21 protein-coding genes and 1 tRNA gene are annotated in these 25,938 nt (G+C 71.0%); 12 read left to right on the top strand and 10 right to left on the bottom strand.

Annotation, left to right across the window (positions count from 1 at the left end; genetic code table 11):
* The 6 genes from AB4039_RS34035 to AB4039_RS34010 all read left to right on the top strand — a co-directional run.
* Positions 1–582: Tat pathway signal sequence domain protein (locus AB4039_RS34035; RefSeq protein ID WP_442272580.1), on the top strand; the 582-nt coding region annotated here is incomplete at its 5' end.
* Positions 583–882: 300 nt separating this feature from the next.
* A complete protein-coding gene (locus AB4039_RS34030) occupies positions 883–2,112 on the top strand; it encodes a branched-chain amino acid ABC transporter substrate-binding protein (protein ID WP_266838453.1) in 1,230 nt (409 codons plus the stop codon).
* 118 nt (positions 2,113–2,230) lie between these two features.
* Positions 2,231–3,160: a branched-chain amino acid ABC transporter permease gene (locus AB4039_RS34025; protein WP_266838454.1), complete on the top strand. Its 930-nt coding sequence runs from the start codon at positions 2,231–2,233 to the stop codon at positions 3,158–3,160.
* A gap of 5 nt (positions 3,161–3,165) precedes the next feature.
* Positions 3,166–4,983 carry a branched-chain amino acid ABC transporter permease gene (locus tag AB4039_RS34020; RefSeq protein ID WP_442272579.1) on the top strand — a complete coding sequence of 606 codons (1,818 nt, stop codon included), beginning with the start codon at positions 3,166–3,168 and terminating at the stop codon, positions 4,981–4,983.
* A gap of 3 nt (positions 4,984–4,986) precedes the next feature.
* Positions 4,987–6,156 (top strand): ABC transporter ATP-binding protein, encoded by a 1,170-nt coding sequence (locus AB4039_RS34015; RefSeq protein ID WP_442272578.1) that lies wholly within the window; start codon positions 4,987–4,989, stop codon positions 6,154–6,156.
* Complete coding sequence (locus AB4039_RS34010) at positions 6,153–6,869, top strand: ABC transporter ATP-binding protein (protein WP_442272577.1); 717 nt, start codon at positions 6,153–6,155, stop codon at positions 6,867–6,869. The genes AB4039_RS34015 and AB4039_RS34010 overlap by 4 nt, the downstream gene beginning before the upstream one ends.
* Before the next feature lie 73 nt (positions 6,870–6,942).
* On the opposite strand, the gene AB4039_RS34005 is transcribed toward AB4039_RS34010, so the two are convergent.
* Entirely contained in the window at positions 6,943–7,596 is a 654-nt protein-coding gene (locus tag AB4039_RS34005; protein WP_266838458.1) for an ANTAR domain-containing response regulator, read from the bottom strand.
* A 92-nt stretch (positions 7,597–7,688) separates the two neighbouring features.
* Here AB4039_RS34005 and AB4039_RS34000 point away from each other — a divergent pair.
* The 3 genes from AB4039_RS34000 to AB4039_RS33990 all read left to right on the top strand — a co-directional run bounded on the left by AB4039_RS34000 (position 7,689) and on the right by AB4039_RS33990 (position 8,925).
* Positions 7,689–7,771 (top strand) — tRNA-Leu (locus AB4039_RS34000).
* 85 nt (positions 7,772–7,856) lie between these two features.
* Complete coding sequence (locus AB4039_RS33995) at positions 7,857–8,648, top strand: helix-turn-helix domain-containing protein (RefSeq protein WP_442272576.1); 792 nt, start codon at positions 7,857–7,859, stop codon at positions 8,646–8,648.
* 25 nt (positions 8,649–8,673) lie between these two features.
* On the top strand, positions 8,674–8,925 hold the full coding sequence (locus AB4039_RS33990; RefSeq protein WP_442272575.1) for an EF-hand domain-containing protein: 252 nt from the start codon (positions 8,674–8,676) through the stop codon (positions 8,923–8,925).
* Between the two features lie 219 nt (positions 8,926–9,144).
* Here AB4039_RS33990 and pyk read toward each other — a convergent pair whose 3' ends face one another.
* Both pyk and AB4039_RS33980 read right to left on the bottom strand, forming a co-directional pair.
* Positions 9,145–10,572, bottom strand: coding sequence for a pyruvate kinase (gene pyk, locus AB4039_RS33985; RefSeq protein ID WP_266838460.1), 1,428 nt, complete (start codon positions 10,570–10,572; stop codon positions 9,145–9,147).
* Between the two features lie 192 nt (positions 10,573–10,764).
* Positions 10,765–11,469, bottom strand: a complete 705-nt coding sequence (locus tag AB4039_RS33980) for an SIMPL domain-containing protein (RefSeq protein ID WP_266838461.1) — start codon at positions 11,467–11,469, stop codon at positions 10,765–10,767.
* Positions 11,470–11,597: 128 nt separating this feature from the next.
* On the opposite strand from AB4039_RS33980, the gene AB4039_RS33975 reads away from it, so the two are divergent.
* A complete protein-coding gene (locus AB4039_RS33975) occupies positions 11,598–13,400 on the top strand; it encodes a bifunctional metallophosphatase/5'-nucleotidase (protein ID WP_442272574.1) in 1,803 nt (600 codons plus the stop codon).
* Between the two features lie 150 nt (positions 13,401–13,550).
* On the opposite strand, the gene AB4039_RS33970 is transcribed toward AB4039_RS33975, so the two are convergent.
* Both AB4039_RS33970 and AB4039_RS33965 read right to left on the bottom strand, forming a co-directional pair.
* The gene (locus tag AB4039_RS33970) at positions 13,551–14,960 is read right to left on the bottom strand and encodes a SidA/IucD/PvdA family monooxygenase (RefSeq protein ID WP_266838463.1); all 1,410 of its coding nucleotides are present in this window, start codon (positions 14,958–14,960) and stop codon (positions 13,551–13,553) included.
* A complete protein-coding gene (locus AB4039_RS33965; protein WP_442272573.1) occupies positions 14,957–16,348 on the bottom strand; it encodes a pyridoxal phosphate-dependent decarboxylase family protein in 1,392 nt (463 codons plus the stop codon). Before AB4039_RS33965 ends, AB4039_RS33970 begins: the two co-directional genes overlap by 4 nt.
* Positions 16,349–16,711: 363 nt before the next feature.
* Here AB4039_RS33965 and AB4039_RS33960 point away from each other — a divergent pair, with 363 nt between their 5' ends.
* On the top strand, positions 16,712–18,532 hold the full coding sequence (locus AB4039_RS33960; RefSeq protein ID WP_442272572.1) for a hypothetical protein: 1,821 nt from the start codon (positions 16,712–16,714) through the stop codon (positions 18,530–18,532).
* Here AB4039_RS33960 and pepN read toward each other — a convergent pair whose 3' ends face one another.
* The 5 genes from pepN to AB4039_RS33935 form a co-directional block, all read right to left on the bottom strand.
* Positions 18,533–21,049, bottom strand: coding sequence for an aminopeptidase N (gene pepN / locus AB4039_RS33955; RefSeq protein WP_442272571.1), 2,517 nt, complete (start codon positions 21,047–21,049; stop codon positions 18,533–18,535). It abuts the gene before it with no gap.
* Between the two features lie 87 nt (positions 21,050–21,136).
* Positions 21,137–21,460, bottom strand: a complete 324-nt coding sequence (locus AB4039_RS33950; protein ID WP_030242160.1) for a chorismate mutase — start codon at positions 21,458–21,460, stop codon at positions 21,137–21,139.
* Between the two features lie 65 nt (positions 21,461–21,525).
* Positions 21,526–22,674 carry a sensor histidine kinase gene (locus AB4039_RS33945; protein WP_442272570.1) on the bottom strand — a complete coding sequence of 383 codons (1,149 nt, stop codon included), beginning with the start codon at positions 22,672–22,674 and terminating at the stop codon, positions 21,526–21,528.
* A 316-nt stretch (positions 22,675–22,990) separates the two neighbouring features.
* Positions 22,991–23,647 (bottom strand): response regulator transcription factor, encoded by a 657-nt coding sequence (locus AB4039_RS33940; RefSeq protein ID WP_266838468.1) that lies wholly within the window; start codon positions 23,645–23,647, stop codon positions 22,991–22,993.
* Positions 23,648–23,897: 250 nt separating this feature from the next.
* Positions 23,898–24,716 carry a S1 family peptidase gene (locus AB4039_RS33935; protein WP_442272569.1) on the bottom strand — a complete coding sequence of 273 codons (819 nt, stop codon included), beginning with the start codon at positions 24,714–24,716 and terminating at the stop codon, positions 23,898–23,900.
* A gap of 86 nt (positions 24,717–24,802) precedes the next feature.
* On the opposite strand from AB4039_RS33935, the gene AB4039_RS33930 reads away from it, so the two are divergent.
* Complete coding sequence (locus tag AB4039_RS33930) at positions 24,803–25,696, top strand: hypothetical protein (protein WP_442272568.1); 894 nt, start codon at positions 24,803–24,805, stop codon at positions 25,694–25,696.
* Positions 25,697–25,938: the final 242 nt, after the last annotated feature.

Here is a 25,938-nt window from a genome sequence, read left to right as displayed (position 1 = left end):
GGGCCGCGCCCGGGCCCCCGTACGCCCGCGGGCCGGTGGCTCGACCGCGCCCGTGCGGCGGCGGCGCGCCACCGGCGGGTCCTGGTGGCGCTGGGAGCCGCGGCCGTTCTGGCCGCGGGCACCGCCCGCTGGTACGCGACCCGGCCGCAGACACCTCCGCCCGTGGCGCCGCCTCCCCCCTCCCAGGCGCTGTCCCTGACGTACGGGGAACCGCTGGATCCGGCCCCGGCCGGAACCGCCTTCGCGTTCACTGTGCGTGTGCGGACCTCGTCCGGGCCGGCCATCACGGTGGAGCGAATCAGCCAGCCGTCGGGGGCACTGAGCGTGACGATCCGGCCACGCCTGCCGGTCACGGTCGCGGCGGGAGAAGTCCGCGAGCTGATCCTGACGATTCAGGCGAAAGACTGCGTGCATGTAGCACGGAATTCCAGCCTGCCATTCCTGGAAGTAACCCTGAGTAATGGATTCCAGAAAGAGGATCACAGTTACATCCCCGGTGACCGATATGCGCGAGATCTTTCCGTCGCGCTGACCAGGGCCTGTCCCGAAGATCGAGACAACGGCACACCTGCGCCGTCATGACCAAAACCCCCCAGGGTCCTGGCGTGACAGGACCAAAAGCACCCCACAGTCCTCACCCGTCTCAACATGCGGACGCGACGAACCGGCCTGAATTCCCCCGTTCCACCCGCACAGATCCGCTATGTATTACGCCGTGGCATAACAAGAGAGTCACATCATTGGCCTCAGCCCTCCATATCCCCCTAAGAGCCGCCTAGAGTCACCGCCAGTTACCGCGACCGCCGGATTCGATTCAGTTCGGTTCCCCGCGTTCGACTCGACGCGTCCCACGGGGGACGCGGCGCCTGGAAAGGACTGATCGTGCGTCATCGTCAGCTCATCGCCGTAACCGCCGCTCTCGCCGCGGGCGCCCTCACCCTCACCGCCTGCGGCTCCCGCGACGGCGGCAGCACCGCCGGCGACGGTGGCAACACCACGGTCGTCATCGGCGTCGACGCCCCCCTGACGGGCGACCTCTCCGCCCTCGGCCTCGGCATCAAGAACTCCGCCGACCTGGCCGCCAAGCAGGCCAACGAGAAGAAGTACGTCAAGGGCGTCACCTTCAAGATCGAAGCCCTCGACGACCAGGCGCAGGCCTCCTCCGGCCAGCAGAACGCCACCAAGCTCACCGCCGACAAGGACGTCCTCGGCGTCGTCGGCCCGCTCAACTCCTCGGTCTCCGAGTCCATGCAGAAGGTCTTCGACGACGCCAAGCTGGCCCAGATCTCCCCGGCCAACACCAGCCCGTCCCTGACCCAGGGCCCCAAGTGGGCCGAAGGCCAGAAGGTCCGCACCTACAAGAGCTACTTCCGCACCGCCACCACGGACGCCATCCAGGGCCCGTTCGCGGCGCAGTACCTCTTCAACAAGGCGGGCAAGAAGAAGGTCTTCATCATCGATGACAAGAAGACCTACGGCGCCGGCCTCGCCGGAACCTTCAAGGGCGAGTTCACCAAGCTCGGCGGCCAGGTCGCCGGCGAAGGCCACATCGACCCGGAGTCCAAGGACTTCTCCGCGATCGTGACCCAGGTCAAGAGCTCCGGCGCCGACGTCGTCTACTACGGCGGCGAGTACCCCGCGGCCGGCCCGCTCAGCAAGCAGATCAAGGCCTCCGGCGCCAACATCCCGCTCGTCGGCGGCGACGGCATCTACGACAAGAAGTTCGTCGAGCTCGCGGGCGACGCCGCCACCGGCGACTTCTCCACCTCCGTCGGCGCCCCCGTCGAAAGCCTGCCCTCCGCCAAGGAGTTCGTGGCCAACTACACCAAGGCCGGCTACAAGGACCCCTTCGCCGCATACGGCGGCTACTCCTACGACTCCGCCTGGGCCGTCATCGAGGCCGTCAAGAAGGTCGTCGACGCCAACAACGGCAAGCTCCCCTCCGACGCCCGCGCCAAGGTCCTCGAAGCCGTCCAGGGCGTCTCCTTCGAGGGCGTGACCGGCAAGGTCTCCTTCGACGAGTTCGGCGACGCCACCAACAAGCAGCTCACCGTCTACAAGGTCGACGGCGGCGAGTGGAAGTCCGTCGAGTCCGGCACCTACGGCGGCTGACCTCCAACGGCTAGCCCGCTAGCTCGCTAGCCCCTCACCCCTCATCTTTGCCGCGCGGGGCGCGCACCATTGCGCCCCGCGCGGTGTCACATCCGTCGAAAGACTCGGAGGACCTGCGGTGCACGAACTGCCGCAACAGCTGGTCAACGGCCTGCTACTGGGATCCATGTACGGGCTCGTCGCCATCGGCTACACGATGGTTTATGGCATTGTCCAGCTCATCAACTTCGCCCACGGCGAGATCTTCATGACCGGCGGGTTCGGAGCCCTCACGGTCTGGCTGATGCTCCCCGGTGGCACCACCATGTGGGTGGCCCTGCCCCTCATGCTCATAGGCGCCATCCTCGTCGCCACCCTCATAGCCGTCGGCGCGGAACGCTTCGCCTACCGCCCCCTCCGCAGCGCACCCCGCCTCGCACCGCTCATCACCGCCATCGGCCTCTCCATCGTCCTCCAGCAGGCGGTATGGGCCTGGTACCCCGACGCGAAGTCCTCCGTCGTCTTCCCCGAAATCCCCGGCGGCCCCTTCCACCTCGGCAGCATCACCATCCAGACCGGTGACGTCTTCCTCCTGATCGCCGCCCCCATCTCCATGGCCTTCCTCGGCTTCTTCGTCAAGAAGACCCGCACCGGCCGCGGCATGCAGGCGACCGCCCAGGACCCCGACACCGCGAAGCTCATGGGCATCAACACCGACCGCATCATCACGGTCGCCTTCGCCCTCGGCGCCACCTTCGCCGCCGTCGGAGCCGTCGCCTACGGCCTCAAGTACGGCGAAGTCAACTACCGCATGGGCTTCATCCTCGGCCTCAAGGCCTTCACCGCCGCCGTCCTCGGCGGCATCGGGAACATCTACGGCGCCATGATCGGCGGCCTGGTCCTCGGCCTCGCCGAAACCCTCACCACCGCCTACATCGCCGACGTCCCCGGCATGAGCCAGCTCGGCGGCCAGTCCTGGGGCAACACCTGGGCGTTCGTACTCCTCATCCTCGTGCTGCTCTTCCGACCCCAGGGTCTGCTGGGCGAGCGCGTGGCCGACAGGGCGTGAGAACCATGACGACTACCACCACGGACACCACGCAGCAGACGGCGGGAACCGGCCGCGCGGGAATCTCCCTCCCCGAGAAGACCGCCCGCGCCCTCGCCACCGCCGGCGGCGCCCTCACCGTCATATCCTGCTTCCTCGCCTGGACCTGGACCTCCGCCTTCCCCGGTGACCTCACCGTCTACGGATACCCCGGCGGCCTCCAGTGGCTCGTCCTCGTCGGCGGCGCCCTCACCACCCTCTTCGGCCTCTCCTCCTACGGCGTCAAGGGCCTGCGCTGGCTCACCCCCGCCGGAGCCGACGCCGCGATCAAGCTCTCCGCCCTCGGCACCCTGCTCACCATGGCCTACACCGCCTGGGCGATCAGCGACACCCTCGGCGGCCTGGTCAACCTGGAACCCGGCGCGTTCGTCGCCCTCGTCACCGCGCTCGCCGCCTACCTCGGCGCCCGCTCCCTCCCCTTCGAACGCCCCGCCGGCGACCCCGCGGACCCCGAAGACACCTGGTGGGAGCAGACCAAGCACAACATCGGCAACACCTGGGCCGTCACCAAGGCAGCCCACGCCGGCGGCACCCCCAAGCCGGCCCGCACCCTCCCGGCCTACGCCGAAATCCTCATCATCACCGCCGTCCTCGCCGTCGGCCTCGGCGTCTTCACCTACGGCGTCACCACCCCGTACCAGGAACTCTTCATCGGCTTCCTGATCGCCGCCGGCTTCGGCTTCACCGCGCTCAACAAGGCCGGCCTGGTGGCCCGCTTCACCGCACTCACCACCAAGCACCGCAACGTCGCCCTCGTCGGCGCCTTCGTCGCGGCCGCCGCCTTCCCCCTCACCCAGACCGACGACCAGTACGCGACCCTCGGCGTCAACATCCTCATCTTCGCCACCGTCGCCCTCGGCCTGAACATCGTCGTCGGCCTCACCGGCCTCCTCGACCTCGGCTACGTCGCCTTCCTCGGCGTCGGCGCCTACACCGCGGCCCTGGTCTCCGGCTCCCCCAACTCCCCCTTCGGAGTGCACTTCCCCTTCTGGGCCGCGATCCTCCTCGGCGCGGTCGCCTCCATGGTCTTCGGCGTCCTCATCGGCGCCCCGACCCTGCGCCTGCGCGGCGACTACCTCGCCATCGTCACCCTGGGCTTCGGAGAGATCTTCCGGATCTCCATGAACAACCTCGACGGCGTCTCCGGCCCCGACCTCACCAACGGCCCCAACGGCATCGCCGGCGTCCCCAACGTCGATCTCTTCGGCTTCGACTTCGGCGCCAGCCACAGCATCCTCGGATTCACCGTCGGCCGCTTCGCCAACTACTTCCTGCTGATGCTCCTGGTCACCCTCATCGTGATCATGGTCTTCCGCCGCAGCGCCGAATCCCGCATCGGCCGCGCCTGGGTCGCCATCCGCGAAGACGAGACCGCCGCCGAAGCCATGGGCATCAACGGCTTCCGCGTCAAGCTCATCGCCTTCGCCCTCGGCGCCACCCTCGCCGGCCTCGCCGGAGCCGTACAGGCCCACGTGAACTACACCGTCACCCCGGACCAGTACGTCTTCGCCAACGCCGTCCCCCCGAACTCCGCCTTCCTCCTCGCGGCGGTCGTCCTCGGCGGCATGGGCACCATCTCCGGCCCCCTCGTCGGCGGCGCCCTCCTCTTCATGATCCCCAACAAGCTCCAGTTCCTGGGCGAGTACCAGCTCCTCGTCTTCGGCATCGCACTCGTCGTCCTGATGCGTCTGCGCCCCGAAGGCCTCATCCCCAACCGGCGCAACCAGCTCGAACTCCACAAGGACCTCGAAGCGCCCACAGTCCTCGGCAAGACAGGGGCCTGATCCATGACCACCACCACGACGACCGAGACGGTCCTCGACGCCCGCGGCGTCACGATGCGCTTCGGCGGCCTCACCGCCGTCAAGAACGTCGACCTGACCGTCCGCAGCGGCGAGATCGTCGGCCTCATCGGCCCCAACGGCGCCGGCAAGACCACCTTCTTCAACTGCCTCACCGGCCTCTACATCCCCACCGAGGGCGAAGTCCGGTACAAGGGCACGGTCCTGCCCCCCAAGTCCTACAAGGTCACCGCCGCCGGCATCGCGCGCACCTTCCAGAACATCCGTCTCTTCAACAACATGACGGTCCTGGAAAACGTCCTCGTCGGACGCCACACCCGCACCAAGGAAGGCCTCTGGTCCGCCCTCCTGCGCCTGCCCAGCTTCGGCCGCGCCGAAGAAGCCAGCCGCCAGCGGGCCATGGAACTCCTGGAGTTCATCGGCCTCGACCACAAGGCCGACCACCTCGCCCGCAACCTCCCCTACGGCGAGCAGCGCAAGCTGGAGATCGCCCGCGCCCTCGCCAGCGACCCCGGCCTCATCCTCCTGGACGAGCCCACCGCCGGCATGAACCCGCAGGAGACCCGGGCCGCCGAAGAGCTCATCTTCGCCATCCGGGACAAGGGCATCGCCGTCCTCGTCATCGAGCACGACATGCGCTTCATCTTCAACCTCTGCGACCGCGTCGCCTGCCTCGTCCAGGGCCAGAAGCTCATCGAAGGCACCGCCACCGAGGTCCAGAGCGACGAGCGCGTCATCGCCGCCTACCTCGGCGAGCCCTTCGAAGGCGCCCCCGGCGCCGAGGAGGCCGCGGAGGTCGCGGCGGCGGAGGCCGGCGCCGCGGTGGCCGTGGCCCCGGAGGCGGCGGAGCCCGTGGTCGAGGCTGCGGAACCGGAGGCCGAGTCCGTGGCCGTGGCCGAGGCTGCGGAACCGGAGGCCGAGTCCGTGGCCGTGGCCGAGGCTGCGGAGCCGGAGGCCGAGGCCGAGGTCGCGGAGCCCGTGGCCGACGCTGCGGAGCCGGAGGCCGCGGAGGCCCAGGCTGCGGAGGCCGACGCCACCGCCGCCGAGGCCACCGAGACCGCGGAAGCGGACGCCACGGAGGCCGCGACCCCGGCCCCCGCGACCGAAGCCGCGCAGCACAACCGCACCACCAGCACGGACGGAGAAGCCAAGTGACCGCCCTCCTCGAGGTCGAAGACCTCCGCGTCGCCTACGGCAAGATCGAGGCCGTCAAGGGCATCTCCTTCAGCGTCCAGGAAGGCGAGATCGTCACCCTCATCGGGACGAACGGCGCCGGCAAGACGACCACCCTGCGCACCCTCTCCGGCCTGATCAAACCGCGCGGCGGCCAGATCAAGTTCGAGGGCAAGTCCCTCAAGAAGGTCCAGGCGCACGACATCGTCGCCCTCGGCCTCGCCCACTCCCCCGAGGGCCGGCACATCTTCCCGCGCATGACCATCGAGGACAACCTCCTCCTCGGCGCGTACCTGAAGAACGACAAGGCCGGCATCCAGCACGACATCGACCGCGCCTACGAGCTCTTCCCCATCCTGGGCGAGCGCCGCAAGCAGGCCGCCGGCACCCTCTCGGGCGGCGAGCAGCAGATGCTCGCCATGGGCCGCGCGCTCATGTGCCGCCCGAAGCTGCTCATGCTCGACGAGCCCTCCATGGGCCTCTCGCCGCTCATGATGCAGAAGATCATGGCCACGATCGCCGAACTCAAGGCGGCCGGCACCACGATCCTGCTCGTCGAGCAGAACGCCCAGGCCGCGCTGTCCCTGGCCRACCAGGGCCACGTCATGGAGATCGGCAAGATCGTCCTGTCGGGCCCCGGCCGCGAGCTCCTCGTCAACGAGGACGTCCGCAAGGCCTACCTCGGCGAGGACTAGTCCCCGCCACCCCGCTCACGCGTGAGGCCCGTCTCCCCTCGGGGGGAGACGGGCCTCACGCGTGTTCTCGTTCCTACTTCCCGGCGTTCTGCTTCTTCTCCTCGGCGTCCTCGATGACCGCCTCGGCGACCTGCTGCATCGACATGCGGCGGTCCATGGAGGTCTTCTGGATCCACCGGAAGGCGGCCGGCTCGGTCAGCCCGTACTGGGTCTGCAGGATGCTCTTCGCCCGGTCGACGAGCTTGCGGGTCTCCAGACGGGCGGAGAGGTCCGCGACCTCCTTCTCCAGCGCCTTCAGCTCCGCGAAGCGGGAGACGGCCATCTCGATGGCCGGGACCACGTCGCTCTTGCTGAACGGCTTCACCAGGTACGCCATGGCACCGGCGTCCCGGGCCCGCTCGACGAGGTCGCGCTGCGAGAACGCGGTCAGCATCAGGACGGGCGCGATGGACTCCTCCGCGATCTTCTCGGCCGCGGAGATCCCGTCGAGGACGGGCATCTTCACGTCGAGGATCACCAGGTCGGGGCGGTGCTCGCGCGCGAGCTCGACGGCCGTCTGACCGTCCCCGGCCTCACCGACGACGGAGTACCCCTCCTCTTCGAGCATCTCTTTCAGATCGAGACGGATGAGCGCCTCGTCCTCGGCGATGACGACCCGGGTCGTCAGCGGCGGAACGTGCGACTGGTCGGCGTCGGGCGTGGGCGTCGACTCGTGCTCGGCGGTCACGGGGGCTCCTCTTTGCGGGGCTCTGCTGCTTGTATGAGCCTACCTAGCAGCGCCGCCGCATGGTCACCCGGTACACTCCGACGAGCAGCCCTGCCGGGTTGGTGGAATGGCATACACGGATGTCTCAAACACATCTGCCCGTGAGGGCTTGCGGGTTCGAGTCCCGCACCCGGCACATGTCCGAAAAGCGGACGTTCACCTTCGCGTGAACGTTCGCTTTTTGCTACACATAGACACGAACCGTCACGCACGGTTGTGTCATGGAATTCCACACGCTCGAAGTACGCCAGACGGCCCTGTCCCTCTTACGCGGTGGCGCGAGGAACGCGGACGTTGCCCGGCAGCTCGACGTCCCGTTGGGGACCATCAGCTACTGGAAGCACAAGGACCGCGCGAAGCGCGGTGAGGTCGTCGGGATACGCCCGTCCCTCCTCTGCCCCAGGTGCGACGGGCGAGAACTCGACCCGGCCGCTTACGCCTACCTCTTGGGCCTCTATCTCGGCGACGGGCACATCAGTCACTACGCGAAGCACAAGGTGCCGAGCTTGATGATCACCCTCGACGACTCATGGCCGGGCATTCAAGACGAAGCCGAGGCCGCCCTGCGAGCGGTGTTCCCGCACAATGCGACCTGCCGCGTCCGCACTCCGGGCGCACACAACATCAAGGTGTACTTCAAGCACCTGCCGTGCCTGTTCCCGCAGCACGGGCCGGGCCGGAAGCATGAGCGACGGATCGCCCTGGAAGGCTGGCAACAGGAGATCGTCGACGCGTACCCCTGGGCCTTCATCCGGGGACTGATCCACTCTGACGGGTGCCGGATCACAAACTGGACCACACGGATGGTCGGCGGCGAGCGGAAGCGCTACGAATATCCGCGCTACTTCTTCACCAACAAGTCGGACGACATCCGGAGGCTGTGCACCGACACCCTCACCAAGGTCGGGGTGCAGTGGACGGTGCTCGCGAGAGGCAGCGATCCTTTCAACGTCTCCATCGCCCGGAAGGGATCCGTCGCGCTCATGGACTTGCACATCGGGCCCAAGTACTGAGGCACCGCTCGCCTAGAGTCGGGGTATGAGCGAAAAGGCACGAGTGCTGTTCGACGCACTGGATCTCAACCATGACGGGCAGCTCACGCGCGCGGAGGTGATCTCGGCGTTGCGGAGCAAGGGGCCGACGTTGGCGGCGCGGGGGGAGTTGCCGTTCTGGGCGGTCGGGGATGCGGAGGCGTCGTCGGCGTTGTTCGACGCGGCCGACGCGAACGGGGACTCGGTGCTGACCTTCGAGGAGTTCGCGGCGGAGGTGGACCGGCGGTTCGGCTGGTGACACCTGCCGGGCGCGGCTACAGGACGTGGGGGCCGCCGAAGTCGGTGATCAGGTAGGCCACCCTCGCGCTCCGTCGGCTCTTCCCCACGTCCACCCCTTGATCGTTTTGAGCGTGCTCGAAACGTCAAGACGCAGGGGGCCGGGAGTCGGCTCCCGGGGCGGTGGCGGGATCAGCCGTCGGTGATCCCGCCGCGGTCCGGTGAGCGGGGAGGGAGCGGACTAGCGGACGGCGTCGCCGATGTGGTGGATGCGGACGAGGTTGGTCTTGCCGCTGACACCGGGCGGGGAGCCGGCGGTGATCACGACGACGTCGCCGGGGACGCAGCGTCCGATGCGCAGGAGTTCTTCCTCGACCTGGGCGACCATCGCGTCGGTGGAGTCGACGTGGGGGCCGAGGAAGGTTTCGACGCCCCAGGTGAGGTTGAGCTGGGAGCGGGTGGCGGCGTCGGGGGTGAAGGCGAGGAGGGGGATGGGTGAGCGGTAGCGGGAGAGCCGGCGGACGGTGTCTCCGCTCTGGGTGAAGGCGACGAGGAATTTGGCGCCGAGGAAGTCGCCCATTTCGGCTGCGGCCCGGGCGACGGCTCCGCCCTGGGTGCGGGGCTTGTTGGTGTCGGTGAGGGGCGGGAGGCCCTTGGCGAGGATGTCCTCTTCGGCGGCTTCGACGATGCGGGCCATGGTGCGGACCGTTTCGACGGGGTATTTGCCGACGCTGGTTTCGCCGGAGAGCATGACGGCGTCGGTGCCGTCGATGACGGCGTTGGCGACGTCGGAGGCTTCGGCGCGGGTGGGGCGGGAGTTGTCGATCATCGAGTCGAGCATCTGGGTGGCGACGATGACCGGCTTGGCGTTGCGCTTGGCGAGTTTGACGGCGCGCTTCTGGACGATGGGGACCTGCTCCAGGGGCATTTCGACGCCGAGGTCGCCGCGGGCGACCATGATGCCGTCGAAGGCGGCGACGATGTCGTCGATGTTGTCGACGGCCTGGGGCTTTTCGATCTTCGCGATGACGGGGAGGCGGCGGTCCTCTTCGTCCATGATGCGGTGGACGTCTTCGATGTCGTGGCCGCTGCGGACGAAGGAGAGGGCGATGACGTCGGCGCCGGTGCGCAGGGCCCAGCGGAGGTCTTCGATGTCCTTGTCGGAGAGGGCGGGGACGGAGACGGCGACGCCGGGGAGGTTGAGCCCCTTGTGGTCGGAGACCATGCCGCCTTCGATGACGCGGGTGTGGACGCGGGGTCCGTCGACGGTGGTGACTTCGAGGGTGACGCGGCCGTCGTCGACGAGGATGCGTTCGCCGGGGGTGACGTCGTTGGCGAGGCCGGGGTAGGTGGTGCCGCAGGTGTGGCGGTCGCCTTCGTGGTGTTCGACGGTGATGGTGAATTCGTCACCGCGTTCAAGGAGTACGGGTCCTTCGCGGAAGCGGCCGAGGCGGATCTTCGGGCCTTGAAGGTCGGCGAGGATGCCGACGCTGCGGCCGGTCTCGTCGGAGGCCTTGCGTACGCGCTGGTAGCGCTCCTCGTGTTCGGCGTAGGTGCCGTGGCTGAGGTTGAGGCGGGCGATGTCCATTCCGGCTTCGACCAGGGCTTTGATCTGGTCGTATGAGTCGGTGGCGGGGCCCAGGGTACATACGATTTTCGCTCGGCGCATGGGTTGAGCGTATGCCCCTACCAGACAGTAGGAAATTGGTTCCGGGTGTCTACTCAACAACCTTTGGGCAAAAGGTTGTTGACAAATATTGAATGTGCGCGGGGGTGCTCTGATGAGCACCCCCGACGGGGCACCGGTTCGGCGTTTTGTGCGGGTTTCGGGGCGGGTCCGGAGGCGGGTCCGGGGCGGGTCTCAGAGCTGCGGCGGGGTCATCGTGAAGCGGGCGTTCACCTGGGCGTAGACGGTCTGTCGCTGGGGTTCGAGGTCGAGGGGCGGGGCTCCGCCGTCCTCGGTGCCGCCGAAGGACATGGCGCGCATCATGCCGCCGGGGGCGGCCATGGCGACGGGGGCGGCGCTCTCGGCTCCGAGGTCGGCGAGTTCGACGAGGGCGGCGAGGTTCGCGCCGAGGGCCTGGGCGTATTCGCGGGCGCGTTGGACGGCTTCGAGGACGGCTTGCCGGCGGGCTTCGCCGTGGGCGGGTGAGGTGGGGCGCAGGGCCCACCAGGGGCCGTCGACCTGGGTGAGTTCCTGGTCGGCGAGGCGGGTGGTGAGTTCGCCGAGGGCGGTGAAGTCGTTGAGTTCGGCGGTGATGTGGACGCGGCCGTGGTAGGCGCGGATACGTTCGCCGCGGCCGTGGCGGGTGAGTTCGGGGGTGATGGAGAAGGCGCCGGTTTCGATTTTCTCGACGGGTTCGCCGTAGCTCTTGAGGAGTTCGAGGACGGTGTTGTTGCGGCGGGTGAGGTCGTCGAGGGCGCTGCGGCGGTCGGTGCCGCGGGCGCTGACGGTGATGCCGATGCGGGCGATTTCGGGGTCGACTTCGAGCCTGGCTTCGCCGCGGACGGCGACGCGGGGGGTGTCGGGGGTTCCGTAGGGCTGGTGCGTGGCGTCCTGGGTCATGGATTCACTGTCGCACTGTCATTCGTGGGGGTGTGGTCATCGGATCGAAACCTGCCGGGGGTGTTGCTGGTTGTTACCCGTGGGTCAGAATCTACGCGCGTTGTTCACGCCTCAAAAGGGGAGATGGCATGGCGTTCGACCGTAGGAAGTTCATGGGGGCATCGGCCGCGACCGGTGCGGCCGTCGCGCTGGCGGGGGCCGCGGGCACCCCGGCCGCCGCGCAGGAGGCGCAGGGGGCGTCGAAGGGGCCGCGGACGTACGCGTTCACGGTGATGGGGACGACGGACCTGCACGGGAACGTCTTCAACTGGGACTACTTCACGGACAAGGAGTTCGACGACAAGGCGCACAACGATGTGGGTCTGGCGAAGATCTCGACGTTGGTGAACCAGGTGCGGTCCGAGAAGGGCCGTTGCAACACGTTGATGATCGACGCGGGTGACACGATCCAAGGGACGCAGCTGTCGTACTACTACGCGAAGGTGGATCCGATCACCGCGCGTCGTGGTCCGGTGCATCCGATGGCGCAGGCGATGAACGCGATCGGGTACGACGCGGCGGCGCTGGGGAACCACGAGTTCAATTACGGGATTCCGGTGCTGCGGAAGTTCGAGGAGCAGTGTGATTTCCCGCTGCTGGGGGCGAACGCGCTGGATGCGAAGACGTTGCGGCCGGCGTTCGCGCCGTACAGCATGCACCGGTTGCGGACGCCGCACGGGCGGGACGTGAAGGTGGCGGTGCTGGGGTTGACGAATCCTGGGATCGCGATCTGGGACAAGGCGAACGTGGCGGGGAAGATGACGTTCCCGGGTCTGGAGGAGCAGGCGGCGAAGTACGTGCCGAAGCTGCGTTCGATGGGTGCGGACGTGGTGATCGTGTCGGCGCATTCGGGGTCGAGCGGTACGTCTTCGTACGGGGACCAGCTGCCGTACATCGAGAACGCGGCCGGGCTGGTGGCGGAGCAGGTGCCGGGGATCGACGCGATCCTGGTGGGTCACGCGCACACGGAGATCCCGGAGTACCGCGTGAAGAACAAGGCGACCGGCAAGGACGTGGTGTTGTCGGAGCCGTTGAAGTGGGGGCAGCGGTTGACGCTGTTCGACTTCGAGCTGGTGTGGGAGAAGGGCCGCTGGTCGGTGGCGAAGGTCTCGGCGAAGGTGTTGAACTCGAACACGGCGGTCGAGGATCCGAAGATCGTGCGGCTGCTGTCGGACGAGCACCGCAAGGTGGTGGCGTACGTGAACCAGGTGATCGGTACGTCGACGCAGGCGATGTCATCGGCCGAGGGTCCGGTGAAGGACGTGCCGATCATCGATCTGATCAATCACGTGCAGGCGGAGACGGTGAAGGCGGCTCTGGCGGGTTCGCAGTGGGCGGCGCTGCCGGTGCTGTCGCAGGCGTCGTGCTTCTCGCGGACGGCGGTGGTTCCGGCCGGGCAGGTGACGATCAAGGATGCGGCGGGGCTGTATCCGTTCGAGAACACGCTGGAGGCGCGGCTGCTGACGGGTGCGCAGCTGAAGGACTATCTGGAGTATTCGGCGCGGTACTACGTGCAGACGGCGCCGGGTGGTGTGGTGGATCCGGCGAAGATCACGAATTCGGAGAGCGTTCCGGACTACAACTACGACGCGGTGTACGGGCTGTCGTACGACATCGACATCGCGCAGCCGGTGGGGTCGCGGATCGTGGGGTTGTCGTTCCAGGGGAAGTCGGTGGATCCGGCGGCGCGGTTCGTGTTCGCGGTGAACAACTACCGGGCGTCGGGGGGCGGGAACTTCCCGCACGTGCCGAAGGCGCAGCAGTTGTGGGCGAATTCGGAGGAAATCCGTAACACGATCATCCAGTGGGTGAAGGCGAGGGGGACGGTGGATCCGGCGGCGTTCGCGTCGGTGGACTGGCGGCTGACGCGGGCCGGGGTGCCCGTCTTCTAGGGTCCGGTGTTCCGGTGGGGGTCGGGGTCCGCGGTGGCGGACTCCGGCCCCCGGTCCGTTCTGGGGGCGTGCGGGCGGGGTGGGGTGTCCCCGGTGCCGGGGTGGGCTGTGCCAGCCGGTGTCGGCCGGCCGGTGTCCTGGCCGGGGTCTTTACGGGTGTTCGACGAGCGGGAGCAGTTCGCCGGCGGGGTGGGGGCGGGTGTGTTCGCGCTGTTCGAGGCCGAAGGTGGTGAAGGCGGTGCGGTGGGGTTGGGGGTAGGGCTCCTTGTCGGTGAGGGTGTTGAGGATGGCGGCGCTGCGCCAGGCGGCGAGGCCGAGGTCGGGGGCGCCGACGCCGTGGGTGTGGCGTTCGCCGTTCTGGACGAAGACGCTGCCGGTGACGGAGGGGTCGAGGATCATCCGGTAGCGGTCGTCGATGCGGGGGCGGCCGGAGGAGTCCTTGCGGAGGTAGGGGTCGAGGCCGGCGAGGAGGCTGGTGAGGGGGCGTTCGCGGTAGCCGGTGGCGAGGACGACGGCGTCGGTGGTGAGGCGGGAGCGGGTGCCCTGCTGGGTGTGTTCGATGTGGAGTTCGACCTTGGTGGTGGCGACGCGGCCTGCGGTGCGGACGCTGACTCCGGGGGTGAGGACGGTGTCGGGCCAGCCGCCGTGGAGGGTGCGGCGGTAGAGCTCTTCGTGGATGGCGGCGATGGTGGCGGCGTCGATGCCCTTGTGGAGTTGCCATTGGGCGGGGACGAGCTGGTCGCGGACGGGTTCGGGGAGGGCGTGGAAGTAGCGGGTGTAGTCGGGGGTGAAGTGTTCGAGGCCGAGTTTGGAGTACTCCATGGGGGCGAAGGAGGGGGTGCGGGCGAGCCAGGTGAGGCGTTCGCGGCCGTGGGGGCGGGCGCGGAGGAGGTCGAGGAAGACTTCGGCGCCTGATTGGCCGGAGCCGATGACGGTGACGTGGTCGGCGCCGAGGATGCGCTGGCGGTTGTCGAGGTAGTCGGCGGAGTGGATGACGGGGACGGTGGGGGCGTCGGCGAGGGGGCGCAGGGGTTCGGGGACGTAGGGGGCGGTGCCGATGCCGAGGGCGAGGTTGCGGGTGTAGGTGCGGCCGAGGGCTTCGGCTTCTCCGTCGGTGTCGAGTTGGGTGTAGTCGACTTCGAAGAGGTCGCGTTCGGGGTTCCAGCGGACGGCGTCGACCTGGTGGCCGAAGTGGAGTCCGGGGAGGCGGCCGGCGACCCAGCGGCAGTAGGCGTCGTATTCGGCGCGTTGGATGTGGAACTGCTCGGCGAAGTAGAAGGGGAAGAGCCGTTCCTTGTGCTTGAGGTAGTTGAGGAAGGTCCAGGGGCTGGTGGGGTCGGCGAGGGTGACGAGGTCGGCGAGGAAGGGGACTTGGAGGGTGGCGCCGTCGATGAGGAGGCCGGGGTGCCAGCGGAAGTCGCGGCGCTGGTCGTAGAAGGCGGTGGCGAGGGTGCCGATGCCTTGTTGGGGGAGGCCGTGGGCGAGGGCGGCGAGGGAGAGGTTGAAGGGGCCGATGCCGATTCCGACGAGGTCATGGGGGGTATCGAGCTGGGCGGTCATCGGTGGGTTCTGCCTTCCAGGAGGGCGACGAGGGTGTCCAGGTCCCTGGCCGTGGTGTGGGGGTTGAGGAGGGTGGCCTTGAGCCAGAGGCGGCCGTCGGCGGTGGCGCGGCCGAGGACGGCGGTGCCGTCCTGGAGGAGGGTGCGGCGCAGGGTGGCGAGCTGGTCGTCGTCCGTGGGGGTGGGTCGGAAGAGGACCGTGGTGAGGGTGGGGTGTGCGTGGAGTTCGAAGCCGGGGTGGGCGTCGAGGAGGTCGGCGAGCCGGTGGGCTGCCGCGCAGGTGAGGTCGATGAGGTGGGCGAGGCCGTCGCGGCCGAGTGAGCGCAGGGTGACGGCGATCTTGAAGGCGTCGGGGCGGCGGGTGGTGCGCAGGGAGCGGCCGAGGAGGTCGGGGAGGCCGGCGTCGGTGTCGTCGGTGGCGTTGAGGTAGTCGGCCTGGTGGGCGAGGGGGGTCAGGTCGGTGGTGTCGCGGACGGCGAGGAGGCCGGCGGCGACGGGTTGCCAGCCGAGTTTGTGCAGGTCGAGGGTGAGGGAGCGGGCTCGGGTGAGTCCGTCGAGCCGGTGGCGGTGGCGGGGGCTGAGGGCGAGGGTGCCGCCGTAGGCGGCGTCGATGTGGAGGTCGGCGCCGTGCCGGTCGCAGAGGTCGGCGAGGGGGGTGAGGGGGTCGATGAGTCCGGCGTCGGTGGTGCCGGCGGTGGCGGTGACGAGGACGGGGCCGGGGGTGTGGGTGAGGGCTTCGGCGAGGGTGGCGGGGTCGAGGGTGCCGGTGGGGGTGGGGAGGGTGCGGGCGGGGGGCAGGCCGAGGAGCCAGGCGGCGCGGGGGATGGAGTGGTGGGCGTTGGCTCCGTGCAGGACGGTCAGGTGGGGGCCGTGGCGTTCGCGGGCGAGGAGGAGGGCGAGTTGGTTGGCTTCGGTGCCGCCGGTGGTGAGGAGGGCGTCGGCGCGGGGGGTGCCGTAGAGCTCGGTGGCGAGGGTGCGGGTGAGGTGGGCTTCGATGGCGGAGGCGGCGGGGGCCTGGTCCCAGGAGTCGAGGGAGGGGTTGAGGACGCTCGCGGCGAGGTCGGCGACGGCGGCGACGGCGAGCGGGGGGCAGTGCAGGTGGGCGGCGCACAGGGGGTCGGCGGGGTCGGCGGCGCCGGCGGTGAGGGTGTGCACGAGGGTGCGGAGTGCTTCGTGGTCGCCGGTGCCGTGGGCGGGGAGTACGTCGCCCAGTGCGGCGTCGACGCGGGCGGCGACGGTGTCGGGGCCGCCGGCGGGGAGGGGTCCGCCGCGTTCCCGGGCGCCGGTGGCGAGGGCGGTGAGGGCGGTGTCGAGGAGGGGGCGCAGCGCGTCGGCGCCGTGGCGGCCGCCCGCGAGTGGAGGCGTCGGCGCGGGCGTGGGCACGGTCATGGGGCCTCCGGGGGCTGGGCGGGGCGTGGCGCTGCGTGGCCGAGGCTGGGCGGGACACCCGGCCGGTACAACGATCAGACCCGAATGGGGTAACCGCCGGGGTGGGTCCGGGGTCGATTTCCGGCCGTCGCTCTTTGTTTTTGGGGGGTCGGGGTCGGGGTCGGCGGACCGGGTCCCGGTGGGGTGGCCGCGGGGTGCGGGGCGGTGGGGTGGCCGTGGGACGTGGGTGCGGGCCGGGTGGGCGGTGGAGTCCGGTGGGGCGGGGCGGGGGGTGGGGAAGTCGTGGGTCGCGCGGCTCTGGGATGTGGGGCGTGGCGGGATTACATTGCCCACGGCCCACAAGTGCGCGGCTGGAGGCGGTCGATGGCGGGTTCCGGGGTGTTCGCGAGGGTGGGCGGCGCGGTGGGTGCCAAGGCGGTGGGGGTGGTGGCCGCGGGGGTGCTGGTCGTGTCGGCGGCGGCCGGGGCGGGGGTGTGGTGGGTGTCGCGGGGGCCGGACGCGGTGGCGGTGGTCGAGCGGAGCACGTCCGTACCGGTTCCGGCGGGTGGGGAGCGGTTGACGGTCGCGGGGTGTCTGGCGCACGAGACGGCGATCGGCGGGGGCTACGCGATCGCGGGGACGGGCTTTGCGACGAACAGTCATTTCATCGGCGGGGCGTGGCTGGCGTCGGCGTTCAATCCGGGGTCGGACGGGGCGACGTTGACCTCGTACGCGTTGTGCGTGAACGCGAAGGCGGAGCTGGAGCCGGGTCTGGACTTCACGTGGCGGGCGCACGCGTTCCGGGATCGCCCGAACAAGTTGCCGAATTCCCGTTTCGACGGGAACATCCACGATCTGACGACGGACGGGCCGTTGGCGGGTGTGCCGGGGAACGCGGTGGCGACGCCGTCCTGTGGCGGCGGTTACACGATGGTGGGGGCGGAGTTCCGGGCGGGGCGGATCCTGGGCGACCGTGCGGTGGCGCCGGTGCCGTTGGACCGGCTGATGCCGGGGGCGGGCAGGGGTACCGCCGCTTTCTGGGAGGTGTCGGTGAATCCGGGGACGGAGTTGAGCAATCGTTCCTTCCCGATGTCGGATTCGTTGGACGTGGTGCGCAGGACGCGGATCGTGGATCCGCAGCCGCCGCAGGCCAATTTCGCGGTCGGGGTGCGGCCGGTGTGCGTGAAGGTGAACGACTGGTCGGTGGCGAGCGTGGAGGTGCCGGTCGCGGCGGGTGGCGCCGCCGAGGCGGTGGTGCGCTGTCCGAAGGGGCGGCTGGTGGTGGGCGGCGGTTTCCGGTTCCCGGCGGGCAACGAGTCGGGGGCGTTGGAGGCCCCGCAGCGGTTCTTCGGGGACGGCTGGCTGTACGCGTCGGCGGACGCTCCGGTGGCGGCGGGCGTGCCGTCGGGCCGGACGGTGAAGGACTGGCACGTCACGGGGGTCAACCAGCAGCGGGCGGGGGCCCTGTACCGGGATTCGGTGTGGATCGAGCACAGTGACCGGGAGACGTGGACGGGCAACGGGTACTTCGACGAGCGGGCGCACGGCGCGGACGACCAGCAGCTGCGGCCGTCGGCGATGCCGGCCGGGCAGCCGCTGGTGGCGGCCGTGGTGTGCGGGTCGGTCCCGGGGACGCCGACCTCGCCCTCGAAGGGGGCGTCGGCGCCGGTCCCCGTACGGCCTGACCTGCCGTCGGCGGCGGTGGTGCCGCCCGGGCCGACGGCGGTCACGGTCTCGCCGGGGGCGTCCCCCGGGGTGTCGGGGAGTGCGGGCACCCCGTCGGCCCCGGGCCGCTCCCCCGCGCCGTCGCCGTCCTCCCGTACGTCGGGCGCCCCGAACGGCACGGGCGTCCCGGGGACGCCGGGCCGTACCTCCTCCGGTCCCCCTGCGCAGCCGCAGCCGCCGGTGGTGTCGATCCAGCGGCCGGGCGCGGGCGGGCAGTTGCGGCGCGGCTGCGAGGAGGTGTTCGCGGGGACGGCGCGGACGCGGCCGGGGGACCGGCCGCTGAGCGATCCGCAGTACACAGACTGGCGGCTGACGGGGCCGGACGGGCCGGTGGTGCTGGGGGCGGGCCCGTCGGGCGGCTTCGTGGTGCCGTTGCTGCCCGACGGGACGTATCCGCTGACGTTCACCGCCACCGATCCGGACAGTGGCCTGACGGCCACGGCCCGGGTGTCGGTGCGGGTGGTGGGCTGTCTGCGCTGATCAGGCTCCGCGCACGCGCAGGGCGCGGGCGAGGTCGTCGAGCCGGTCGACGAGCTGGCGGCGCAGCAGGGGCAGGATGGCGGGGTCTTCCAGGCAGGTGCGGCCGGCCTGGAGGTTGGCCTCGTCGACGGCGTGGGCGGGGAAGGCCCAGCGGCCGGCGGCCTGGCCGATGGCGGGTCCGCGGCGGGCGGCGAGGGCGACGGCGTCGGGGTAGAAGCGGGGGACGTACTCGCGTACGAGGTCGGCCTGTTCGGGCTGCCAGAACCCCTGGGCGGTGGCGGTGAAGAGGTAGTTGGACAGGGTGTCGTCGTGGAAGAGGCGCTGCCAGGCGGCGGCCTTGGCCTCGGGGGTGGGCAGGGCGGCGCGGCAGCGGGCGGCGCCTTCCTGTCCGGTGGCGCTGGGGTCGGCGGCGAGGGCGGCGTCGACGGCGGCTTCGTCGACGGCTCCGAGGACGGCGAGGCGGGCGAGGATGCTCCAGCGCAGTTCGGGGTCGAGGGCGGGGCCGCCGGCGATGGAGCCGTCGGCGAGCCAGGCGGCGATGGTGTCGGGCTGGGTGGCGCAGGAGATGAGGGCGCGTACGGCGGCGAGGCGCAGGCCGGGGTCGCTGCCGTCCTCGGTGCGGCGCAGGAGGTCGCGGGCGATGGAGCCGAGGGTGGCGAGGGCGGCGGCGCGCCGGTCGGGGTCGGTGTACTGGTCGGCGACGTGGGTGCGGGCGAAGGTGAGGACGCCCTGGACGACGGCGAGGTCGGTTTCCCCGGGGAGGTGGGCCTCGGCGGTGGCGAGGTAGGCCTCGGGTTCGAGTTCGCCGTCGCGGACCATGTCGCGCAGGGCGCCCCAGACGACGGCGCGGGTGAGGGGGTCGGGGATGCGGGAGAGGCCGCGCAGGGCGGTTTCGAGGGAGGTGTCGTCGAGGCGGACCTTGGCGAAGGTGAGGTCGCCGTCGTTGAGGACGAGCAGTGCGGGGCGGGGGCCGCTGACGGAGAGGACCTCGTCGGAGGGGACGTCGAGGTCGAGGAGTTCGGCGCGTTCCAGGAGGCCGTCGGGGGCGAGGGTGTAGGTGCCGGCGGTGATGCGGTGGGGGCGGCTGCCGTCGCGGTCGACGGTGAGGGTCCAGCCGCCGGGGCCGTCGCCGGTGGCGACGTCCTCGATGTGGGGGGTGAGGGTGTCGACGCCGGTGGTGCGCAGCCAGATCTCGGCCCAGGCGTGGACGTCGCGGTCGGTGTGGGCGGCGAGGGAGTCCACGAAGTCGGCGAGGGAGGCGTTGGCGAACTTGTGGCGGGCGAAGTGGGTGTTGATGCCGGCGAGGAAGTCCTTCTCGCCGAGCCAGGCGACGAGCTGGCGCAGGGCGGAGGCGCCCTTGGCGTAGGAGATGCCGTCGAAGTTGAGGAGGGCGGAGGCGGTGTCGGGGACGTCGTCGGGGCCGGGGGCGACGGGGTGGGTGGAGGGGCGCTGGTCGGCGTCGTAGCCCCAGGCCTTGCGGGTGACGCCGAACTCGGTCCAGGTGTCGGTGAAGCGGGTGGCTTCGGTGAGGGTCTGGTAGCCCATGTATTCGGCGAAGGACTCGTTGAGCCAGATGTCGTCGAACCAGGCGAGGGTGACGAGGTCGCCGAACCACATGTGGGCCATCTCGTGGGCGACGACCATGGCGCGGGTCTGGCGCTCGGTGTCGGTGACGGCGGAGCGGAAGACGAATTCGTCGCGGAAGGTGACGAGGCCGGGGTTCTCCATGGCGCCCGCGTTGAACTCGGGGACGAAGGCCTGGTCGTAGGAGTCAAAGGGGTAGGGCTCGGTGAACTTCTCGTGGTAGCGGTCGAAGCAGGCGGTGGTGACGGAGAGGATCTCGTCGGCGTCGGCGTCGAGGAAGGGCGCGAGGGAGCGCCGGCAGTGGAGGCCGAAGGGGAGGCCGGCGTGTTCGGTGGTGATGCTGTGCCAGGGGCCGCCGGCGACGGCGGCGAGGTAGGTGGAGATGACGGGGGTGGGGGCGGAGGTCCAGATGCCCGCGCCGTCAGTGTCGCGGTCGCCGGTGCGGGTGGTGATGCCGTTGGCGAGGACGCTCCAGTGGGCGGGGGCGGTGACGGTGAACTCGAAGACGGCCTTGAGGTCGGGCTGGTCAAAGACAGCGAAGACGCGCTGGACGTCGTCCATGAACATCTGGGAGTAGACGTACGTCTCCCCGTCTGCGGGGTCGGTGAAGCGGTGCAGGCCCTCGCCGGTGCGGGAGTAGCGCATGCGGGCGTCGACGCGCAGCTCGTGGGGGCCTGCGGTGAGGCCGGTGAGCGGGAGGCGGCCGTCGTCGAGGGTGGCCGGGTCGAGGGGGTGGCCGTCGAGCGTGGCGGAGCGCAGTTCGTCGGGCTTCAGTTCCACGAAGGTGTCACCACTGGTGCGGGCGGTGAACCTGATGAGGGTGGTGGAGTCGAAGTTCTCGTCGCCGGTGGTGAGGTCGAGGGTGACGGCGTAGTGGTGGACGTCGAGGAGCTGGGCTCGGAGCTGCGCTTCGTTGCGCGTCAGTGCGGACATGGGGCCCATGCTGCCTGACGGTCGTGGCGCGGCCCAGGGGGCGGGCGGTGCCCCCGCCGCCGGGGGCACCGGGGGCGGGGGTTCCGGTTACTGGTCCTCGCCGGCGGCGATCGTCTCGTGGTGGCGGATGACCTCGGCGATGATGAAGTTGAGGAGCTTCTCGGCGAAGGCCGGGTCGAGCTTGGCGTTCTCGGCGAGCTGGCGCAGTCGGGCGATCTGGCTGGCCTCGCGGCCCGGGTCGGCCGGGGGCAGCTGGTGCTTGGCCTTGAGGTGGCCGACCTGCTGGGTGCACTTGAAGCGCTCGGCGAGCATGTGGACCACGGCCGCGTCGATGTTGTCGATGCTGTCGCGCAGTCGGGACAGTTCGGCGGTGACGTTCTCGTCGACCTCGTCGATGTCGCTGTTGTTCATGGTTCCCGAGAATACGTGGCGGGGGCGGCCGGTACCGCGTCCAGTCGGTCCGTGAGACGGGGGCCTCACAGGGGCAGGACGGCGGTGACGAGCCAGCCGCCTTCGGGGGCGGGACCGGCGGTGAGGGAGCCGCCGAGGGCTTCGGCGCGTTCGGTCATCCCGGCGAGGCCGTAGCCGCCGCCGCGGGCCTTGTCGGAGAGCCGGGCGGGGCGGCCGCCGTCGTCGGCCACGCGTACTTCGAGGCCGGTGGGCACGGTGCGCAGGCCGATGCGGACGGCGGTGGCGGTGGCGGCGTGTTTGGAGACGTTGGTGAGGGCTTCGAGGACGATGCGGTGGGCGGTGGCGGCGACGTGGTCGGGGAGGCGGTCGTCGAGGCCCTCCTCGATGGAGAGGACGACGGGCGGGCCGGTGGCGGAGAACCGTTCGGCGAGCCGGCGCAGGTCGGCGAGGCCGGCGACGGGGGTGGTGCCGGCGGGGGCGGCGTCTTCCTGGCGCAGGATCGTGACGAGGCGGCGCATGGAGCCGAGTGCCTCACCGCCGGCGGTTTCGATGCGGCCGAAGATCTCGGCGGCGCGTTCGGCGGTGACCTTGGTGAAGCGGGCGGCGCGGGCCTCGACGACGATGCCGGTGACGTGGTGGGCGACGAGGTCGTGGAGCTCGCGGGCGAGCTCCAGGCGTTCGGCGGTGCGTACGGCGCGCAGCTCGCGCACGCGCTGGACGGCCTGGAGGCGCAGCAGGAGGGAGTAGGCGCCGACGACGACGGCGAGGACGGAGAAGAGCAGGGTGAAGCGGCCGGGGTCGGTGTCGCGGACGGGTACGGCCATGCAGCCGAGGCCGAGGAGGGGGCCGAGGACGGCGGCGGTGCGGACGGGGGCGCGGAGCAGGACCTGGGACAGGAGGACGAGCAGGCCGATGGCCTCGCCGGCGCCCCAGACCACGTCGGGCGGGTTGCCGAAGATCAGGAGGAGGGTGACGGTCCAGGTGGTGGCGGCGGCGAACCAGGCGCGGGCGAGGAGGGGGAGGCCGGGCCAGGGGGYGGCGCTGAGGCAGACGAGGATGCCGGAGGTCCAGACGGCGGCGTGCGGGAAGCTGGGCTGGCGGGCGAGGGCGACGCCCTCGAAGGTGACGAGGCCGAGGAGGAGCAGGGGGAGCAGGATCCGGATCCGGTCGGCGGCACGGGGATGCCGCCGCGACCACGCCGCGAGCGGGCTCACGGGGCGGCCCCGGTCGCTGGGCGCGGGCCGGTGGGGGTGCCGGGTGCTGGGCGCGGGCCGGTACGGGTGCCGGCTGCGGCGGGTGCAGCGGGTGCAGCGGGTGCAGCGGGTGCAGCGGGTGCAGCGGCGGATCGTCTGCCGGGGCGGCCCGGGGCCGGGTGCGCGGTGCCGTGCGGCGGGGGCGGGCCGGTCGGGGTGACGGGCGCGGAGGCGGGCGGCCGGACTGGGGCCGGGCCGGTACGGGCGCCGGGTGTGGGGGCCGGGGGGCCGGGGGGTGGTGGGGGGCCGGGCCGGTGCGGGGGCCGGCGGCGGGGGGTCACGCGGGGCCGGCGGCGAGGCCGCTCTCCCAGGCCCAGGCGGCGATCTCGACGCGGTTGCGGGCGTCGAGCTTGGCCTGGACGTTGGCGAGGTGGGTCTTGACGGTGGAGAGGGACACGTACAGTTCGGCGGCGGTCTCGGCGTTGGTCAGCCCGCGCGCGACGCAGCGTACGACCTCCCGCTCACGTTCGGTGAGGGGTTCGGCGGGGCGGCGGGCGGCCGGGGCGGCGGCGGTGCGCGGGGCCATCTCGCGCAGCAGCCGTACGGTGATCGCCGGGGAGACGAGGGCGTCGCCGGCGGCCGCCGCCCGGACGGCTTCAACCAGCATGGCCGGACTCGCGTCCTTCAGGAGGAAGCCGGACGCGCCGCCGTGGAGCGCGGCGTGGACGTACTCGTCGAGGTCGAAGGTGGTGACGATGACGATGCGCGGGCCGTCGCTGCCGGAGAGGCGGCGGGTGACTTCGAGTCCGTCGAGCCGGGGCATGCGGATGTCGAGGAGGAGGACGTCGGGCCGGTGCTCGGCGACGGCGGCGAGGGCGGCCTCTCCGTCGACGACGTCGGCGAGGACCTCGATGTCCGGCTGGCTTTCGAGGATCATCCGGAAGCCGGTCCTGACCATCTCCTGGTCGTCCGCGATGACCACGCTGATCGTCATGCGCTGCCTTCCCCGCTGTCGCCCGCTGCCGCCGGTGGGTCCTTCCCGTCGGACCGGGGCGGGTGTCGGCCCGCGACCGCACGGCGGGCCGTCGGGAGGGTGTCACGGGGTGGGGGCGGCGGTGGGCCGGGCGCGCGACGGCTCCCCCGGCATTACGCACGTTCGGGGCAGCGCGCCTCGCCCTTCCGGCCCCGTCGGGGGCGGCCGGAAGGAGGAGGCGCGGGAGCGGGAGCGGAGGCCGGGGCCGGGGCTACAGGCCGGCCGCGGCGGCCTTGATGTCGGCGGCGAAGGTGGAGACCTCGGTGTAGACGCCGGGGTAGCCGGCGCGGGCGCAGCCCTCGCCCCAGCTGACGATGCCGACCTGGATCCAGGCGTTGGCGTCGTCGCGGCGGAACATCGGTCCGCCGGAGTCGCCCTGGCAGGTGTCGACGCCGCCCTGGGCGAAGCCGGCGCAGATCTCCTCGCCGGGGGTGAGGTCGGAGCCGTAGGAGCTCTGGCAGGAGGCGTCGGAGACGAAGGGGACCTGGGCCTTGAGCAGGTAGCGCTGCTGGCCGCCGCCTTCTCGGGCGGCGCCCCAGCCGGCGACGGTGAAGGTGCCGTTGTCGTAGGTCTTGGTCTCGGCGATCTTGAGGGTGGGCTGGTTGATGGGCTTGGCGAGCTTGATCAGGGCCCAGTCGCGGCCCTTGCCGTTGTAGCCGGGAGCCTGGAGGACCTTGGTGGACTTGACCTTGACGGCACTGGAGCTGTTGAGGTCGACGACACCGCCGGTGGCGGTGATGGAGGTGTTGTTGCCGGAGCCGTCGACGCAGTGGGCGGCGGTCAGCACGATCTGCTGGGTGTAGAGGGCGCCGCCGCAGCCCATGGAGAGGCGGACCATGAAGGGGAACTCGCCCTGGGCGGCGCGGGTTCCGCCGACGACGGGGGCGGGGGCGGCGCTGGCGCCGGTGGGCTGGAGGCTGACGGCCGCGAGGGCCACGGCGCCGGCGGCGAGGGTGCGCTTGAGGACTCTTGCGAGAGTGGCCACGGTCAACACACTGCCTTTCGTGGGGGGTTGGGCTGTGCGCGCCATCGGATTCATGACACGTCCATGACACTCCTGCGTCGACGCGGGCTTCAAGAAGGCCTTTTCGGACAACTTCCGGCCCGGGGGGCGGCATGACGGACGACGGCCGCCGGACCAGCCCGGTCGAGCACGGATTTCCGCACCTGGAGACGGTCCGCGCGGCGATCCGCGCGCTCTTCCGCGCACTGACCGCCGACGGGGTCCGGGCCTACGCCACGAGCCTGGATCCCGCCGAGGCGGCCTTCGGTCCCGACGAGGACCTGCACCTGGGGGCGCACCGGGTGGCGTCCGCCGTGGTGCGCGCGCTGCGGCTGCCCGACGCGCGGATGGTGGTCGCCTTCCGGCCGATGCGGGACGCGGCCACCGTGGAGCTCGCGGCGGGTCCCGAGTACTTCGTGGAGGTCGACGACCGTTTCCGCGTCCACCGCCGCGACCTGGCGGCCGCCCTGGCCCACGAGGCCGCGCACGTACTGCTGCACCGCCTCGGCCTGCGCTTCCCCACCACCGCCGACGACGAGGTCCTCACCGACACGGCCGCCGCCTTCCTCGGGGCCGGCTGGCTGCTGCTGGACGCCTACCGCGAGGACGCCCTGACCCACCAGAAGCTCGGCTACCTCACCCCGGAGGAGTTCGGCTACGTCCTCGCCCGCCGCGCCCGCCTCTTCGGGGAGGACCCCTCCCCCTGGTTCACCAGCCCCCGGGCCTACGAGGCCTACGTACGAGGCCGCGCGCTCGCCGACCGGGAGTGGCGCCGGGCACCCCTGGCCGGCGCGGGCCGGACGGAACGGCTGCGCTACGCCCGTGCCCGGCGGGCGGGGGCGGCACCGGCGCACGGGGCGTACCGGTTCGGGCGGGGCGGGGACGGGGAAGTGCGGGTGAGCTTCCCGTGTCCGGTGTGCGGGCAGTGGCTGCGGGTGCCGACGGGCGGCGGGGCACTGCGGGCGCGGTGCGGGCTGTGCCGCACGGTGCTGGAGTGCGATCCCTAGGCGGGACCGGACCCCGAACCGACCCGCCCCGGGCCCCGCCGGGGGTCCGGGGCGGGGTCGGAGGGGGAGGCTTCACCGCGTGGCCACCAAAAATTTCCTACCGACCAGTAGACATAGGTGCGGCGCTGGCCGAATCTGATCGCGTACATGTCAACGCATGACCGAGGAGCGCCCCCACATGCTCGCAGCCCACCGCGCCCGCGCCGCCGCCGCGGCCGTCGTCGCCGCCACCGCCCTGACCC

This window comes from Streptomyces sp. M-16, from assembly GCF_052114405.1.
Classification (GTDB): Bacteria; Actinomycetota; Actinomycetes; order Streptomycetales; family Streptomycetaceae; genus Streptomyces.
The sequence above is the reverse complement of the archived record's forward strand: the minus strand, read 5'-3'. Positions and strand labels throughout refer to the sequence as shown.

Coding starts and splice junctions, on each gene's coding strand:
- AB4039_RS34020 (WP_442272579.1), top strand. CDS start 3,166: ATGACGACTACCACCACGGACACCACGCAGCAGACGGCGGGAACCGGC.
- AB4039_RS34015 (WP_442272578.1), top strand. CDS start 4,987: ATGACCACCACCACGACGACCGAGACGGTCCTCGACGCCCGCGGCGTC.
- AB4039_RS33995 (WP_442272576.1), top strand. CDS start 7,857: ATGGAATTCCACACGCTCGAAGTACGCCAGACGGCCCTGTCCCTCTTA.
- AB4039_RS33990 (WP_442272575.1), top strand. CDS start 8,674: ATGAGCGAAAAGGCACGAGTGCTGTTCGACGCACTGGATCTCAACCAT.
- pyk (WP_266838460.1), bottom strand. CDS start 10,572: ATGCGCCGAGCGAAAATCGTATGTACCCTGGGCCCCGCCACCGACTCA.
- AB4039_RS33980 (WP_266838461.1), bottom strand. CDS start 11,469: ATGACCCAGGACGCCACGCACCAGCCCTACGGAACCCCCGACACCCCC.
- AB4039_RS33975 (WP_442272574.1), top strand. CDS start 11,598: ATGGCGTTCGACCGTAGGAAGTTCATGGGGGCATCGGCCGCGACCGGT.
- AB4039_RS33970 (WP_266838463.1), bottom strand. CDS start 14,960: ATGACCGCCCAGCTCGATACCCCCCATGACCTCGTCGGAATCGGCATC.
- AB4039_RS33965 (WP_442272573.1), bottom strand. CDS start 16,348: ATGACCGTGCCCACGCCCGCGCCGACGCCTCCACTCGCGGGCGGCCGC.
- AB4039_RS33960 (WP_442272572.1), top strand. CDS start 16,712: ATGGCGGGTTCCGGGGTGTTCGCGAGGGTGGGCGGCGCGGTGGGTGCC.
- pepN (WP_442272571.1), bottom strand. CDS start 21,049: ATGTCCGCACTGACGCGCAACGAAGCGCAGCTCCGAGCCCAGCTCCTC.
- AB4039_RS33950 (WP_030242160.1), bottom strand. CDS start 21,460: ATGAACAACAGCGACATCGACGAGGTCGACGAGAACGTCACCGCCGAA.
- AB4039_RS33940 (WP_266838468.1), bottom strand. CDS start 23,647: ATGACGATCAGCGTGGTCATCGCGGACGACCAGGAGATGGTCAGGACC.
- AB4039_RS33935 (WP_442272569.1), bottom strand. CDS start 24,716: ATGGCGCGCACAGCCCAACCCCCCACGAAAGGCAGTGTGTTGACCGTG.
- AB4039_RS33930 (WP_442272568.1), top strand. CDS start 24,803: ATGACGGACGACGGCCGCCGGACCAGCCCGGTCGAGCACGGATTTCCG.